Consider the following 15,522-nt stretch of genomic DNA (forward strand, 5'->3'; position numbering starts at 1 on the left):
ATTCATCCAGTTGGATGACACCATCGCTAGGGTTCTAAAAAGTTCTTTTCCACAGCCTTAGCCGTCTGCAAAAATTCAAGTAACGCGGGTTTTGACATAGGGCGTGCGAATAAAAAGCCTTGTAAAAGATCGCATCCTGATTGTTGTAGAAACGCTTGTTGCTCAGGCTTTTCAATCCCTTCAGCCACCACTTGTAGCTGCATATGATGGGCCATTGAGATGACGCCCTGAATAATCGCGGCATCAGCAGAGCTGTGGGTCACTTCACGTACAAAACTCCGATCAATTTTGATTTTGCTTATGGGTAGACGCTTTAAATAACTCAAACTGGAAAAGCCTGTGCCAAAGTCATCAATCGCGACCTTCACACCGGCTAAGCGCAGAAGTTTCAGTAAACGAATCGCGGTGTCGGGATTATCCATCAAAATCCCTTCGGTCAGCTCCAACTCCAGAGCTTGAGTGGGGCGTTGAAACTCCTCTAAGGAGGCAAATAGATGATCTAAAAAGCTGCTGCGTCGGAACTGCAGGGGTGAAATATTGACGGCAATCGGGTAAAGCTTGTGCAGTTGTTTCTCCAAGTCCAGAGAGTCTAAGCAAGCTTGTTTGATGACCCAGTTACTTAACGGAATGATCTGTCCTGTTTCTTCTGCTAAAGGGATGAAGTCAGCGGGTGAGATATAACCCTTGTCAGGATGATTCCAACGCAGCAGGGCTTCTAGACTGATCACTTCAAGTGTTTGCGCACAAACGAGGGGCTGATAATGCAGCTCGAGCTTTTCAGCATCAATCGCTTCTTGTAGTTCGCGACGTAGGCTTACACGTTGATTTAAACGCTCAGAGATATCGTGGGTGTACCACTCAAAGGTGTTACGCCCCTGTTGTTTGGCGCGTGTCATAGCTTGATCGGCAAACTGAATCAACTCTAGGGCATCTTGCGCCGGATCATGATTGGTCGCAATGCCGATACTGGCGGTGAGATGTAATGCCTCAGGTTCGAGGAGGTAGGGCAGGGCTAGATGGTGCAGAATCTGTTCAGCCAAGGCTTGTGTTTGATCTTCGTCTTCAAGATTCGGCAATAAAAGAACAAACTCGTCGGCGTTAAAGCGTGACAGGGTATCGCTGGGTTGCAGCACACGTTGAATACGCTCAGCCGCTGCGGTGAGGATGGCATCCCCTACCTGATGTCCGAGGCTGTCATTGATGGGTTTAAAGCCATCCAGATCGATAAACATCAGGCTCAGTAAGCGCTGATGCCGACGCGCTAAATCAAAATCATGGCGCAGGCGATCTTCCAACACAGCACGATTGGGTAAAGAGGTTAAACGATCATGGCTGGCAAAATAGGCGAGGCGAGCTTCATAGTCGCGTAATCTAGCGCGATCCTGATGACGTTCTATCGCTAAGCTGGCTAAGCCGGCGGCACGTGCGATACGTTTAATATCTGTCTTACTCGGGCGGCGAGGCTGGCGGTAGTAGGTGGCAAAGGTTCCGAGCAGAGCTTGCTCGGAAGATATCAGCGGATAAGACCAGCAGGCGCGAAGATCATTTTCTTCTGCCAGGGCACGCACCTTACCCCAGCCTGGCGCGGTCAGGATGTCATAGACCACCGTTGCTTCTTTACTCCAAGCGGTATTTCCGCAGGCGCCCATTCCTTCTGCAACCGGGATATGATGCATGGCTTGAGTATAGGCGGCCGGAAGACTGACACTGGCGATCAGATTAAGTGTTTGCTCGGAGGGATCGAGTAACATCACTGAGCAGAGCGCATCGGGGATCTGCTCTTCAAGATAGGCGCAGATGGCATCTAGGACCGCTTGCAGAGAAGCGCCCTGGGCGATCTGATCTTGTATCTGCTGTTGTGCACGCAGTTGCGAGAATATCTGTTGCATCGTTTATCTTTATTATGGAAACCTTCATCAGAAGGTTGGCACAGAATTAATGATTTAGTTGTAACAGATCTTTCTGCAAAATCCCATAAGCCTTTCGCGAAGCTTGCGCAGGCAATGATGACAGCCGTTGTTTAACGTCGCTTGATCAGCGAAAATAGCCGCCAATTTATGATTAACCCACACACGGGGCGCAAGGCCCTGTCCCTGATCAGAACAGAAGACCCAAATTCATGTCGATTGCCCAGGAAGTTTCCAAACGTCGTACTTTTGCGATTATTTCGCACCCGGATGCTGGTAAAACCACCATCACCGAAAAACTCTTGCTCTTAGGTCAGTTGATTCAGGTGGCCGGTACCGTCAAGGGGCGTGGCAGTGACCGCCATGCCACCTCAGACTGGATGAGTATGGAGCAGGAACGTGGCATTTCGATTACCTCCTCAGTGATGCAGTTCCCGTACAACGGACGGATTGTGAATCTGCTGGATACTCCGGGCCACGAAGACTTTTCGGAAGATACCTACCGTACACTGACCGCAGTTGATTCTGCGCTCATGGTGGTGGATGGTGCGAAGGGGGTTGAGGATCGTACGATTAAATTGATGGAAGTGTGTCGGCTGCGTGATACGCCCATCTTCTCCTTTGTGAATAAGTTGGACCGTGATATTCGTGATCCGATCGAGTTGCTGGATGAGATTGAAGAGGTCCTGAATATTCAGGCCGCACCGATCAATTGGCCGATTGGTTCCGGTAAATGGTTTAAAGGTGTCTATAACCTGTACACCGATACTTTACACCTCTACACCCCAGGCATGGGGCACACCCTAGCGGATGAACGTTTGATTCTGGGGTTGGAGAGTGATGAAGCGCGTGCGCTGCTGGACGATGAATACGATAGTTTTGTGGAAGAGATTGAGTTGGTCCGGGGTGCGACCCATGCTTGGGATATGCAGGCTTACTTGCAGGGTGTGATGACACCTGTGTTCTTCGGGACGGCACTGGGCAATTTTGGTGTGCGAGAAATGCTCAATGAGTTTGTGCAGTGGGCACCTGCGCCGCCTTCACGCCCGACTGAAACACGCTCGGTTGCGGCGGACGAGGCCGAGTTTTCCGGGTTTGTCTTTAAAATTCAGGCGAACATGGATCCTAAGCATCGTGACCGTATCGCCTTTATGCGTATCTGTTCGGGCAGTTACACTCGCGGTATGAAGATGCGCCATGTGCGTACTGGAAAGGATGTGCGTATTGCCGATGCGGTGACCTTTTTGGCCGGTGATCGTGAGAACGTTGAAGAGGCCTGGTCGGGGGATATTATCGGGCTGCATAACCACGGTACCATTCAGATTGGCGACACCTTTACGGCAGGTGAAGCATTAAAGTTCACGGGGATTCCTCATTTTGCGCCTGAGATGTTCCGTCGGGTGCGCCCGAAAGATCCGTTGAAAATGAAGCAATTACAAAAAGGCTTGCAGCAGCTTTCGGAAGAAGGTGCGGTTCAGTTGTTCCAGCCACTGAAAAACAACGATCTCATCTTGGGTGCGGTGGGTCAGTTGCAGTTTGAGGTGGTGGTCTATCGTTTGCGGGATGAGTACAAGGTGGAATGTCTGTATGAAGCCGTATCGGTGCAGACCGCACGTTGGGTCGAGTGCACGGATCCGAAAATGCTGGAGGATTTCCGTAAGAAAGCCCATGAAAACCTAGCTTTAGATGGTGCGGGCTTGTTGACTTATCTAGCGCCCACGCGGGTCAATCTCTCTCTCACCCAAGAGCGTTGGCCGGATGTGGCTTTCCGTGCGACACGTGAACATTAAATGCTGATTGATACCCACTGTCATCTTGATTTCCCAGAGCTGGAGTTGGAATGCCAGCTCTGGTTGCAAGAGATAGCTGGGTTAGACTCTGCGTCGAGGGTGGCAGAGGGTCGTTTAGTGGAACGTATCCTTGTGCCGGCGATTAGTGCCGAGTTTTTCCCCCGAGTATTGGCTTGCGCACAGCGGGAGCCGGATCGGATTAAAGTCGCACTGGGTTTGCATCCTTGCTTTCTAGCAGCACATCAGGCGCAAAGTCTTGAGGTCTTAGAGGCTCAACTGGCGGACAATCCTAAGGTGGTGGCCTTAGGTGAGATAGGTTTGGACGCTCGGGAAGGGCAGGCAGATCTAGCTGAGCAGATCCCTTGGTTAGAAGCGCAGTTACGTTTGGCTCAGAGTTACTCTAAACCTGTACTCTTGCATGTTGTGAAAGCACATGATCAGGTTTTGGCTTTATTGCGCCGTTTCTCGCTGCCTTGTGGTGGTATCGTGCATGCTTTCTCCGGCAGTGCACAGCAGGCGCAACAGTATATTGCTTTAGGGTTTTGTTTAGGGGTGGGAGGGGTGCTGACCTATCCACGTGCGCATAAACTCAGGCGCTTGGTGCAGCAGTTGCCTCTCGAGCATTGGGTGTTGGAAACCGATGCCCCGGACATGGTGCCGGCGGGAGTACAGGGCTGTAACTCACCCCGTTATTTGCCCGAGATTGCACATGTTTTGGCAGAGTTGCGTCAAGAATCCTTAGCCAATGTCATCGCACAAACGGGACAGAATGCCTGCCGTTTGATTCCACAGTTAGCTGGGCCTTAAGCCGACTCTTGGAATCGGCAGTTCTTCGCTCCAGCTGCTTTAGCTACGGTTGTAATAACTGGCGTAGATGTTTTCCATAGCACGCCAAGCGGCATCTGTATGTGCATTAATGGGTAAGCGATAAATACGCCCATCATCACTTTCGCTCTGATAACTCTGATCCGGTGGGTTGATCAGCATACGGGCAAAATTAAGGGGATAGTTAGGGCCTTTCACCTGTTGTCCATAGACCTCTTCCACGGGGCGGAGCAGGGTGCGTGCCGAAGCGACATTGCTAAGAGAATAGCAACGTGAGCGCCCATCACCTCGGCAAAGTTTAAGACTGCGAGCGTCCAACGTGTAATAAGTGGCCGCCGGGGTTTGTTGTGGCAGGCTCGGCATCGATAAACAGCCACTGAGCAATAGGCTGGTTAAGGCAACAACCAAGATGGACTTCATCGAATACTCCTTCCTTAGTACAGGCTTCACGCTTAGGGTTATTTTTCTGTCCAGTCGGCATAGGGATTATCCACATCCACCGAGATGGCCTGAGCATAACCGGGCAGTTTGATTTCACGATCGCTGATGGTTAAATCTTCACCGGTCAGCACTTGATGATCGTAGCGATAAATTGGACGTGCCTGACCGCGAATTTGGGCTTGGTCATAGGCCTGAGCGGTTTCGCGAACGCTTTCTCGCGCCTTCTGCCAGTGCGTCAGCGTTTCTGTCGCATAACGTTGTTGCAAAAGTTTCTCGGTCGCTAGGGGAGAGAGTAAAAGGGCGCTGGCATTGTTGCCGCCAAAGCCTTTGGCATTGATTAAAACAGAGTCCATCCCTTCAACACCCACATCCAGATGCTGCAAAGGTAGCTTCAGGTTGGATTGATGGACGTCACCGGCGATCTCTGGCGTCGTGATGAGGCCGGGAATAATGCCATATTTCCAAACCCCTAAAGCGGACATGATCTGATCGCCACCGGCACAGCCTTGCGAGTGGCCAACATAGGCTTTCACTGCCGAGACTGGCCAGTGTGGAATGGAAAATGCTTTGGCTGTTTCGTTAATGACATGCGATTCGGTAACACGGTTTTGTGGCGTGCTGGTGCCATGCGCTTGCACATAACTACGCTGGCGCAGAGACTCTTCACCTAATAAACGGCGTGCTAAGGAGGCCGCTTTAGCGAGGGTCATGTAATTGCCGATACCTGGGGCGGAAATGGATTTTTTATAACCATCGGCATGTACATAAACATCGGCGACCGCTCCGTAAATTTCAGCACCTGTGGCCAAGGCCAGATCATCACTCATCAACACCAGGTATTGGCTGGCTTCTCCGATCGTAAAACCACAGTTATTACCGAAAGGACGACAAGCGCGGCGATAGGCTGCATCGTTCATGGCACTGAGTTGATCCAACGCCATGAGATCCTTGTCTTCAGCCAAAGCCCCCATCGCACGGAAGCCTTCAATGATTTCGGGCGTAACCGGTGCGTCGCTGCCACCCACCAAAACCAGTTTACGGCGCCCACTGCGAATCTCCTCGACACCGCTGCGCAGGTTGTAGAGGAAGGTCGCACAGGCACCCAAGGCGCCACCTGTCATCCCTGCATTGCCTAACAGGTAAGCGTTGACGAAGTCGGCAGGCATCTGTGCATAGCCTAAGGGCATCTGTTTTGAAGTGGTGCGTTTGCCCAAAGCGGGAAATTTAGTCAGCCCCCCAAAACCAGCATCATCTAATTGACCGATGGAGTTGCTGGCAAATACCGCTATTTGATCAGGCGACAGTTGTTGTGCCAGCTGATCAAAATCGATTCCTACCGACTGCATGGCATCGGAGGCCGCAAACACACTCATTTGTAATCCGCGCGGATGGTTGCGCGATTGATAGAGGCTGGCGGGATCAAACCCTGTAGGTAACATGCCGGCACTTTGAACGGCGGCCACACGGCTATCTGGAAAAATTACGTCACACAGGCCGCTGACTTCAACCTGAGTCAACCCACCTTCACGCTCTGTGAGGCGCCAGTTGTCTGGAATGACGGCCGGTAGGTGGCGACTGCGTAAACAGAAGGTTAATCCTGGGGCATCACCTTGAAGGCTCGCGGGACGATTGAGCATGATATGCTGCACATCAAACCAATCCGGATGGATACGTCGGATCAGAGTATTGTCGCGAATGTAGGGCTCGAGCTCCTGGAGCAACTCATGTATGGGGCGTGATTGGCCTTCGCGTGTGACATAGCTGTCACCTTCATAGCGCAGTAAGCCCATCAAGCTGGCCAAGCTCATCAATGTTTCTGTTTTGCTGTCGGTATCCAGTCGATCCAGAATCAAACGGCGGTAGCCGTGATGAAAGGAAGAACGGCCGGCTGGATTAATGCCGCCGAAACCGACGATAACAGGAAGCTGTGACAAGGGGGGCTCCTTGAACTGGCAGTGCAGAAAAATATCAGAGAGTGGTCTATTTTATCTGTAAGGCATCAGGCATACCAGCGTTGTCCGAGGTTGATTCCGATTCAGTCGTTGCTTCATCTTAGGTTCAGGCATTATCCGTTCTGATAGGCCGGTTTTAGGCGCAAGAGTTCAGGCATCAGAGTTTAGGAAGCAGCACTTGGGTGTACAAAGTTTAGTGGGTAGACGTTCGGCTTCAACAACGCTTAAACCTAAGCAAAGGGCGCCGCTTGGATCAGACTGTGCGGGTGCGCAGGAGACATTTTCAATTCAGCTCAAAATGAGATTAAGACGATGAAAAAAATTTTAGTATCGGCTTTGGCATTTAGTGTTTTGGCCGGCTGTACCACGCTAGATCCCTATACGCAGCAGCCCAAAACCTCGAATGTTGTGAAAGGCGGTGCCGGGGGAGCTGTGGGGGGTGCGGCACTCGGAGCCATGGTGGCGGGTAGCGGTAAGCGTAATGAAGGCGCGCTTGCTGGAGCGCTCTTAGGTGCGGTTGTGGGGGGTGGACTCGGTTATTACATGGATCAACAGGAAGCCCAGTTGCGTCAGCAATTACAGGGCACAGGTGTGGATGTGAATCGAGTCGGAGACGAGATTCAGTTGGTGATGCCGGGTAGTATTACCTTTGCAACCAATGAAGATCGCATTGATCCTTCTTTTTTCTCCACTCTGGACTCAGTGGCAAATGTTTTGCGCCAGTATGATCAGACTTTGATTGTGGTGGAGGGGCATACAGATAGCACGGGTTCATTGCAGTACAATCAGCAGCTGTCTGAGCGTCGAGCCAACTCTGTGGCGCAGCGTTTGATGAGTAGCGGCGTGAACGGTATGCGAATCACGACAGTGGGTTATGGCCCTAACCGTCCGGTGGCGGATAATTCCACTGCGCACGGTCGCTCTCTGAACCGTCGTGTTGAAATTAAAATCAGTGGTCAAGGCTAGAGATGATGGCTTGAGGTGAAGTGGCTGAGTGCTTGGCAGAGGGTTCTGGGCTTAGCTTGCTCAAGCCTTTAAATGACTCGAGAATTCTGAACGACTCGATAGATTAGGGGCGCTCAAGCGCCCCTTGTGATACAGTCTAGGCGGTTCGCTGGATAGGTTTGGCGCAAAGTGGGTGGATAATTCGAATCGCCAGATCGGTGTTCCGAGGTTTAAAGGTCGGCGCTTTCATCCAAGCGGTTGAATTTGTTCAGCAGCTGCTGCAAGCGTTCACTTTGGTTTTGGGCGGAGGTTTCCAGCTGAGTTTTTTGTTCACGCAGCTCACTGATTTCCAAGCGTAAGGTTTCTACTTCTTCGATCAAGCTTTCGATTTTGCTGTCTAGCTGATTGAGCAACTCGTTATACATTGCGGGTAAATCTCCGAAAAATCACATGAGGATAGAGCTGCGCAGCCTAAGAGTCGGTTCCTGAGCTGTCAACTTTAAATCTTCACTCCCTAAATATTTACTCTCTAGGGTAGGGTTTAGTGACTGCGCACCCAGTCATCGCGTTGAATGTTGACCGAGGAAGCGGTTTGCGTATTCAGTGTACCTGAAGCAAAGCTGGCTTCAACCTGATCCAGTGTGAGGGTGACGCGCGCATTCTGCAGTTCGGAATAGGGCTGGTGTAAAGTATCGTAATGGGTTTGACGACGGTAGACGCTGAGGCGATCACCCGGTTTGAGTCCGCTCAGACTGCCGGCATTAATCCAAACACGATTGCCTTCTGTTTGGGTGATCCGGGCACTGAAAGCCTGGCAGCGCAACTGTTCACTGATCTCCTGTGACATCTGGCGTATCAAACGCTCAACCGCTTGGCCATAATCTTCCTGCCAAAAGCCAGCGCTGGCAAAGCCTAGAGGCTTTTCACGTGCATTCCAGCGTCCTTGGGTTTGATAGTGTTGTTGGAACATCAGCTGCCCAGTCAGTGCGTCGTGAATAAATAGATCTAGGGCAAACTGTCTTAAGTGATGTTGGCTGGCGTAATCGAGACGGCGATAAAGATCGGTCACCACGTTGGGCTCACGCGGGCCAATAGGATTGGCTTGGCTGAGATCACGAATCACACCGGAAATCAGAAAGTGCACCTGGGTGGTTTCGCTGTGTGCCGTGGCTTGGGTCAGGGTGCCATCCGCCAGTTGTCGAGTCGGTGCCTGTTGTAGGTTGGGATGCAGGCTCAGGTGTGTGGCAAGAATCGTATGCAAGCCGGTTTCATGGCTCAAGCGACGTGCTAACAGGTTTGGCAGTTCAGTCGCTGCATTTTGTAACGCGCCGGTAGCGGCTTGTTGTGGATGTTGGATAGGGAAGGCGGTAAACCCTAAGCTCTTACGGTAGGCCACTTCAGCACGCCCATCCGGACAACCTTGATCGACACTGACTTCAGCGCGGATTCGCACTTTTAAAATCGTGCCTTGAATGCGCTCATCGATGACTTCAACGTTACTGAGGCGGCCTAAACTGCTCATCCTCAGATTGTCCATCTGCAGGATGCCGCCTTGGATTTCGGTGGTGGTGGAAATATAGGCCGCCGCCTGCAGCGCGGCTAACTCAGATGCTTGTGCCACCGCGCTGCGACGCGCATTACCGAGATCACCATTGATAATCGTTGCACTGCCCTCAGCCTCAACCCATAGAGGAGAGGCTTGTGCGGAAAAACAGTAAAGGCTGAGCAATAAAATGCAAAGGCGTAACATGGTTGAGGGTACTCGCTGGTTGAGTCGAGAAGAAAAGGTATGCAATTTGTGCGCAGGCTGCAACTAGCAAAGCCTGTCAGTGGCTGAGGTTTGTGGTAGATTCGCAACATTAAGCGTGAGAAGGCGATAAAAGCATGATCAAAAGAGTTTTGCCGAGTTTAGGGCTGATCAGTGTCTGTTTGGTGAGTTTGGTAGGGTGCCAACGTTGGACTGTGCCGGTCACGCTGGAACAGGTCAGCCCCCAAGCGCAGGTGCAGCTACAAAACAGCCTAGAGGCGTATGATGAAAGTCGCGCTTTGCGTCAGCCTCAACCCTTGCCATTGGTGGAAGCGGTTTCACCCGGTACGGATGCTATCAGTGAAGCCATCGCTTTAATGGCTTCGCATTTGGCGTTGGGTTTGGATGAGCAGCGTGTGCAACGTTTGCCTATGGCGATTATGCCTTTTCGGCGTTTAGAGGCGCGCAACTTTTCCGGTGATATGGGGGAGCGTTTGGCGGAGAGTTTTATCTACCAGCTCCAGCACCTCGGATACAATCTCGTCGATCATCGTGCAATCAGTTTAACCACCACTGCGAAACTTGATCCTGATGGAGAAACCCTCTCTTTGTTGCGCAGTCGTAATCGCATCTATTTTATTCTCACCGGTACATATGCAGCCTACCCTGACGGAGTGGTGATCAATGCTCGAGTGATCGATACCACAACACGTCAGGTGCTTGCCTCGGCACAAAGCCATATTCCGAATCAGCGTTTAGAAGGGCGCTGGCCGGGTTATCATCCGTTGGATGCGATAGAGCGCGGTATGATTATTGAAAATCGTCAAGGTCCAGCTGGAGGTGTGTGGTGATCAAGCGTGCGTTATTCGTTGCATTCTGTGCCTTGAGCTTGAGTGGTTGTGAAACGCTGGCCTATACCCTGGAAAATGCCAGCGCAGATTCTGCACAGTCTCGTCCTGTTCGGCAGGTGGCGAGTCAGCCGCAATGGGTCAGTGCGACAGGCTATGCGCCGATTAGCTTGCAGCCTGGACAAACTGAGCAGCAGAAAATTCTCATGGCGATGCGTGCGTCTAAGTTACAAGCGTATCAAGAGCTGGCGGCGATCATTAACGGACAATACCTGTTCGGGACTTCACGTGTTGAGGATATGGTGCTGCAGAATGATCAGTTCAGAACGTCGGTTGCCGGTATTGTTCGCGGCGCACGGGTGGTGAAAAGCTATCCGGTGCAGAGCGATACCTATGCAACGGTATTGGAAGTCGATTTAAGTCAGGTTGAGCGCGCTTGGGTGCAGGCGCGCTAAGAGTGTAAGTTTAGTCTTGAGGCTAGGTGTTCTGCTGTAAATGCTCGTCGAGCTTTTCACACACGCGCTCCTGAAGGGCGCGGCAAAGCTGTGGGTCACTAATCGGTTGGCCTTCTGGATCGGTTATAAAGAAAAAATCCTCTACGCGCTCGCCGATGTTGGAGATCTTGGCTTTACGCACCGAGATGCCAAACTCTACAAAGATACGCCCTAAGCGTGCCAAGAGCCCAGGTCGATCCGAGGTAATCACTTCCAGCACGGTTTGTTGGGTGCTGGGGTCATTGCTGAGATTAACGCTGGTTGGGATGGCAAATAGCTTCAAGAGTCGTGGTACGCGGCGCTGAATGATTTCGGGGAAATCATCAGGATCGTCCAGCTCCTCGGTTAAACGCTTCTGAATACTGGCTAGATAATCCGGGTTTTCAGACAGAGGTTTGTTGTCCTCGGTGAGTACGGTATAGGTGTTGAGTGTGCGGCCGCTATCGGTGGGAATAATACGAGCATCTTGCACACTTAAATGCAGCTGGTCGAGGGTCGCGACCGTTGCCGGGAAAAGGTTGGGGAGATCATCCGCATAGATAAAAATCTCTGTCGCCCCTTCATACAGGCGGTAAGAGGTTTTTTGCACCAGCACTAAAGGCAGAGGTCGATCACCGTGCTCAAGGATGGCTTGAGTATGCCAGGCAATATTACGAGCGTCTTCGCGCAGAAAGTACTCATCGCCCAGTAATGTCCAGAAGTTGCGGACATCTTGCTCGTTGAGATGGCGCTGCTTCAGCAACGTCATGGCTTCTTGCTGGAGCTGCTCGATGCGGTCTTCTTTGTTAATTGGGTTTTCCAGACCCCGCCTCAGTGCGCGTTTGGTTTCCGTGTAGAGTTGGCGCAGCAGAGTCGCCCGCCAACTGTTCCAAAGGTTGTGATTGGTGGCGTTGATATCGGCGACCGTGAGGGCGTAGAGATAGTTCAGGTGCACAATATCACGAACTTGCATGGCAAACGCATGGATGACTTCGGGATCGGAGATGTCCCGTCTTTGTGCGGTCATCGACATGATGAGATGGTTGCGCACAAGCCAAGCCACGAGGTGGGTGTCCCATTTGCCAATATGATGGCGTTGGCAGAAGGCGATCACATCATCAGCCCCCAGTTCTGAGTGATCCCCGCCGCGGCCTTTGGCAATATCATGATAGAGGCCGGCGATATAGAGAAGCTCGATTTTGGGCAGTTGATTGACGACGCGGTGCGCCAAGGGGAGCTGATCGCGCATTTCCGTATGGCGGAATTGGCGCATCATCTGAATCACCTTCAGGGTGTGGGCATCCACGGTGTAGATATGGAAGAGGTCATGTTGCATCTGGCCGATGATTTTGCCAAATTCCGGTAGATAACGACCCAAAATGCCATAACGATTCATGCGTTTAAGTTGCGTGGATACCCCTTCTGCAGAGCGTAATAGCTCCATAAACAGAGAGGTGTTACGCAGATCTTTGCGGAAATCCTCGTCAATTAAGTGCCGATGTTCGCGAATTAAGCGTATCGTGGAGGCGCGTACACCGCGGATCGCTGGATTTTGCGCAAGCAGAACAAACAACTCCATCAGCGCAAAAGGGTGATGCTCAAACACCTTGTCATAGGTGACTTCTAGATAGTCATCATGGATACGAAAACGGCTGTTAATCGGCTCGATGCGCGGTTCTTGATCGGAGCGCAGAATGGCTTCATCAAAGTATTGCAGCAGCATGTCATTAAACTCCGACATGGCTTTCGCAACACGGTAATATTTGCTCATAAACTGCTCAACGGCCAGAGCGCCCTGTTGATCTTGGTAACCAAAAAAAGCAGCGAGTGTGCGCTGATGATCAAACAGCAGTCGATCTTCGCGACGTTTACACAGCATGTGTAGTGCGTAGCGGACTGTCCATAGATACAGCTCGCCCTTGTTCAGGCTGTCGAGTTCTGATTCCGTTAAAAAGCCGTGGGCAACGAGGTCGCGTAGATAGGTTGCACCAAAGTGGCGTTTGGAAACCCAGCCTAGGGTTTGTAGATCACGCAGGCCGCCAGGAGAGGTCTTGAGATTGGGTTCAAGATTGTATTCGGTGTTGTTGGTTTTAAGGTGGCGTTCTTGTTGTTCGGCAAATTTGGCCTTAAAGAACTCTTGATCTGACCAGGCTTCTTCAGAGACGACCTGGGCATACATTTTCTGTTGGAGTTCGGGGTTGCCGACCAGGGTGCGTGATTCAATCAGGTTGGTCGCAATCGTAATGTCATTGCGACACTCGTTATAACACTCCGAGACACTGCGCACGCTGGAACCGATATCGAGTTTCATATCCCAGAGTAAAGTGAGGAAAGCGCTAATTGTCTCAGAGAAAAGGTTGGCATCCAGTTCATCGGTGAGCAGCAGGATGTCAACATCAGACGCTGGGTGGAGTTCGCCACGGCCATAGCCGCCGACAGCTACCAAAGCGATGCGTTGTGCATCGGGCCAGTCAAATAAGGACCAAGCCGCTTTGAGTACCTGATCCAAGACCCAGGCACGGCCATAAATCAGGCGTCTGATATCGGCTCCCTGGCGAAAGGCTTCGTCCATACGCTCGCTGGCGAGCTTTAAAGCATCGCGCAGGACAAAAAGGGGTTTAGCATCGGCCGCCTGTAAAGCCTGACTGAGTTGATCAGGATCCAGATATTCTGGAACAGCGCATACAACTTCAGTCACTTGGCTCATCTATGCAGACTCCTAGAGCAGGGGGGTAGAAATCAGAATGTCTCTTCGCTGCGGCGGGTGAGGACTTCGTAGCCATCCGCAGTGACTAGAATAGTATGTTCCCATTGGGCTGATAAACGGCGATCCGCTGTTTCCACGGTCCAGCCATCACGTTTAGACAGCTTAACATGACGCTTGCCTGCGTTGATCATGGGTTCAATGGTGAAAGTCATGCCTTCGCGCAGAATCTCCCCGGTCCCCGGACGGCCATAGTGCAAAACCTGCGGATCTTCGTGAAACTCTTTGCCTATGCCATGACCGCAATACTCACGCACAACGGAATAGTGTTGTGCTTCGGCATGCTGTTGGATGATGTGGCCGATATCGCCTAAATGGGTGCCGGGACGTACCAGTTCGATGCCTTTATACAGGCACTCTTGTGTAATTTCACACAAGCGCTGGGCATGGGGGGCGACCTCACCAACATAGAACATTTTGCTGGTGTCACCATGGTAGCCATCTTTAATCACGGTGATATCAATGTTGATGATGTCGCCGGATTTCAGTGCCTTAGGGCCTGGGATGCCGTGACAGACAACCTGGTTCACCGAGGTGCAGATGGATTTTGGAAAGCCGTGATAATTGAGCGGGGCAGGAATCGCTTTCTGCGTTTTGACGATGTACTCATGGCAGATGCGATCGAGCTCTTCGGTTGTGATGCCCACTTCAACATAAGGCGCGATCATCTCTAAGGCTTCGGCAGCAAGGCGGCCCGCCACGCGCATCTTTTCAATTTCATCGGCAGTTTTAATCGTAATAGTCATAAGCTTCCGCAGATCGCTGCTGGTTTGGATAATGAGACACTATTGTAACGAATTCCGGTGGTCTCTGATAACCGCTCTAGAATGCAATTCTTCGCATGGGATGGCTTTAAAAAAAACATGGAATATGCTATAAAATGCGCTCCCAAAAATCGTGCTTCGGCACACCTTAACACACACACTTACCGTCACATATAACCTGGGTGCTGCTTTGCGGTGGGTATATGGGGTAGGTGGAGGTTAAACCCATAATCAGGAATGTAAAGAAAATGGCAAAAGTTTCTATGCGTGACCTGCTGAAAGCAGGTGTTCACTTCGGTCACCAGACGCGTTACTGGAACCCAAAAATGAACAAGTTCATCTTTGGCGCGCGTAACAAAATCCATATCATTAACCTGGAGCACACTCTGCCTGCGCTGAATAATGCGCTGGATGTGGTTCAGGGCATGGCCGCTAACAAAAACAAAATCTTGTTTGTGGGCACCAAGCGTGCAGCGGGCAAGGTTGTGAAAGAAGAAGCTGCGCGTGCAGGCATGCCTTACGTCAACCATCGCTGGTTGGGCGGTATGCTGACTAACTATAAGACGATTCGTCAGTCTATCCGTCGTCTGCGTGACCTGGAAACCATGTCTCAGGACGGTACTTTCGACAAACTGACTAAGAAAGAAGCTCTAGTCCGTCGTCGTGAGATGGAAAAGCTGGAGATGTCTATCGGTGGTATCAAGGACATGGGTGGCTTGCCAGACGCTCTGTTCGTTATCGATGTTGACCATGAGCGTATCGCAATCAACGAAGCGAACAAGCTGGGTATCCCTGTTATCGGTATCGTTGATACTAACAGCGATCCAGATGGCGTTGATTTTGTGATTCCAGGTAACGATGACGCCCTGCGTGCTATCCAGATCTATGCTAAATCCATCGCGGATGCTTGCATCGAAGGTCTGGGTCAGAATGCCGGTGATAAGAGCGAGTTCGTTGAAGTTGAAGAAGCCGCTGCTGAGTAATTCAGTGGGGTTTTGAAGATCGATTCGCAAAGAAGGGGAGCGCGGCTCCCCTTTTTTGAAGACAAGTTTAACGTGATTAATTA

Annotated in this window: 13 protein-coding genes; 6 read left to right on the plus strand and 7 right to left on the minus strand. The window is 51.3% G+C overall.

Translation table 11 applies throughout. The annotated features are described in order from the left end of the window. Nucleotides 1-26: 26 nt before the first annotated feature. Complete coding sequence (locus tag E1H14_RS07420; protein ID WP_149390832.1) at nucleotides 27-1,889, minus strand: putative bifunctional diguanylate cyclase/phosphodiesterase; 1,863 nt, start codon at nucleotides 1,887-1,889, stop codon at nucleotides 27-29. A gap of 230 nt (nucleotides 1,890-2,119) precedes the next feature. Between E1H14_RS07420 and E1H14_RS07425 the strand changes: the two genes are divergently transcribed. Continuing rightward, a complete protein-coding gene (locus E1H14_RS07425; RefSeq protein ID WP_149390833.1) occupies nucleotides 2,120-3,697 on the plus strand; it encodes a peptide chain release factor 3 in 1,578 nt (525 codons plus the stop codon). Then, the gene (locus tag E1H14_RS07430) at nucleotides 3,698-4,504 is read left to right on the plus strand and encodes a TatD family hydrolase (RefSeq protein WP_149390834.1); all 807 of its coding nucleotides are present in this window, start codon (nucleotides 3,698-3,700) and stop codon (nucleotides 4,502-4,504) included. Between the two features lie 39 nt (nucleotides 4,505-4,543). Here E1H14_RS07430 and E1H14_RS07435 read toward each other — a convergent pair whose 3' ends face one another. Both E1H14_RS07435 and E1H14_RS07440 read right to left on the minus strand, forming a co-directional pair. Beyond that, a complete protein-coding gene (locus E1H14_RS07435) occupies nucleotides 4,544-4,942 on the minus strand; it encodes a hypothetical protein (protein WP_149390835.1) in 399 nt (132 codons plus the stop codon). Nucleotides 4,943-4,980: 38 nt separating this feature from the next. Then, a complete protein-coding gene (locus E1H14_RS07440; RefSeq protein ID WP_149390836.1) occupies nucleotides 4,981-6,897 on the minus strand; it encodes a beta-ketoacyl synthase in 1,917 nt (638 codons plus the stop codon). Nucleotides 6,898-7,227: 330 nt separating this feature from the next. Between E1H14_RS07440 and E1H14_RS07445 the strand changes: the two genes are divergently transcribed. Next, on the plus strand, nucleotides 7,228-7,881 hold the full coding sequence (locus tag E1H14_RS07445) for an OmpA family protein (RefSeq protein ID WP_149390837.1): 654 nt from the start codon (nucleotides 7,228-7,230) through the stop codon (nucleotides 7,879-7,881). Nucleotides 7,882-8,090: 209 nt separating this feature from the next. On the opposite strand, the gene zapB is transcribed toward E1H14_RS07445, so the two are convergent. Next, a complete protein-coding gene (gene zapB / locus E1H14_RS07450) occupies nucleotides 8,091-8,285 on the minus strand; it encodes a cell division protein ZapB (RefSeq protein WP_149390838.1) in 195 nt (64 codons plus the stop codon). Between the two features lie 116 nt (nucleotides 8,286-8,401). Beyond that, complete coding sequence (locus E1H14_RS07455; protein WP_149390839.1) at nucleotides 8,402-9,610, minus strand: flagellar assembly protein T N-terminal domain-containing protein; 1,209 nt, start codon at nucleotides 9,608-9,610, stop codon at nucleotides 8,402-8,404. Nucleotides 9,611-9,744: 134 nt separating this feature from the next. Between E1H14_RS07455 and E1H14_RS07460 the strand changes: the two genes are divergently transcribed. Both E1H14_RS07460 and E1H14_RS07465 read left to right on the plus strand, forming a co-directional pair. Next, the gene (locus E1H14_RS07460) at nucleotides 9,745-10,458 is read left to right on the plus strand and encodes a FlgO family outer membrane protein (RefSeq protein WP_149390840.1); all 714 of its coding nucleotides are present in this window, start codon (nucleotides 9,745-9,747) and stop codon (nucleotides 10,456-10,458) included. Beyond that, complete coding sequence (locus E1H14_RS07465; protein ID WP_235017418.1) at nucleotides 10,455-10,910, plus strand: LPP20 family lipoprotein; 456 nt, start codon at nucleotides 10,455-10,457, stop codon at nucleotides 10,908-10,910. The genes E1H14_RS07460 and E1H14_RS07465 overlap by 4 nt, the downstream gene beginning before the upstream one ends. 22 nt (nucleotides 10,911-10,932) lie before the next feature. On the opposite strand, the gene E1H14_RS07470 is transcribed toward E1H14_RS07465, so the two are convergent. After that, entirely contained in the window at nucleotides 10,933-13,635 is a 2,703-nt protein-coding gene (locus tag E1H14_RS07470) for a [protein-PII] uridylyltransferase (protein ID WP_149390842.1), read from the minus strand. 32 nt (nucleotides 13,636-13,667) lie between these two features. After that, nucleotides 13,668-14,438, minus strand: coding sequence for a type I methionyl aminopeptidase (gene map / locus E1H14_RS07475; protein ID WP_149390843.1), 771 nt, complete (start codon nucleotides 14,436-14,438; stop codon nucleotides 13,668-13,670). Between the two features lie 266 nt (nucleotides 14,439-14,704). Between map and rpsB the strand changes: the two genes are divergently transcribed. Continuing rightward, a complete protein-coding gene (gene rpsB / locus E1H14_RS07480; protein ID WP_149390844.1) occupies nucleotides 14,705-15,439 on the plus strand; it encodes a 30S ribosomal protein S2 in 735 nt (244 codons plus the stop codon). The last annotated feature ends 83 nt before the right edge of the window (nucleotides 15,440-15,522 follow it).

This window comes from Nitrincola tapanii (assembly GCF_008368715.1).
Taxonomy (GTDB): domain Bacteria; phylum Pseudomonadota; class Gammaproteobacteria; order Pseudomonadales; family Balneatricaceae; genus Nitrincola; species Nitrincola tapanii.

Coding starts and splice junctions, on each gene's coding strand:
- E1H14_RS07435 (WP_149390835.1), bottom strand. CDS start 4,942: ATGAAGTCCATCTTGGTTGTTGCCTTAACCAGCCTATTGCTCAGTGGC.
- map (WP_149390843.1), bottom strand. CDS start 14,438: ATGACTATTACGATTAAAACTGCCGATGAAATTGAAAAGATGCGCGTG.
- E1H14_RS07420 (WP_149390832.1), bottom strand. CDS start 1,889: ATGCAACAGATATTCTCGCAACTGCGTGCACAACAGCAGATACAAGAT.
- E1H14_RS07470 (WP_149390842.1), bottom strand. CDS start 13,635: ATGAGCCAAGTGACTGAAGTTGTATGCGCTGTTCCAGAATATCTGGAT.
- E1H14_RS07445 (WP_149390837.1), top strand. CDS start 7,228: ATGAAAAAAATTTTAGTATCGGCTTTGGCATTTAGTGTTTTGGCCGGC.
- E1H14_RS07455 (WP_149390839.1), bottom strand. CDS start 9,610: ATGTTACGCCTTTGCATTTTATTGCTCAGCCTTTACTGTTTTTCCGCA.
- E1H14_RS07430 (WP_149390834.1), top strand. CDS start 3,698: ATGCTGATTGATACCCACTGTCATCTTGATTTCCCAGAGCTGGAGTTG.
- zapB (WP_149390838.1), bottom strand. CDS start 8,285: ATGTATAACGAGTTGCTCAATCAGCTAGACAGCAAAATCGAAAGCTTG.
- E1H14_RS07460 (WP_149390840.1), top strand. CDS start 9,745: ATGATCAAAAGAGTTTTGCCGAGTTTAGGGCTGATCAGTGTCTGTTTG.
- rpsB (WP_149390844.1), top strand. CDS start 14,705: ATGGCAAAAGTTTCTATGCGTGACCTGCTGAAAGCAGGTGTTCACTTC.
- E1H14_RS07425 (WP_149390833.1), top strand. CDS start 2,120: ATGTCGATTGCCCAGGAAGTTTCCAAACGTCGTACTTTTGCGATTATT.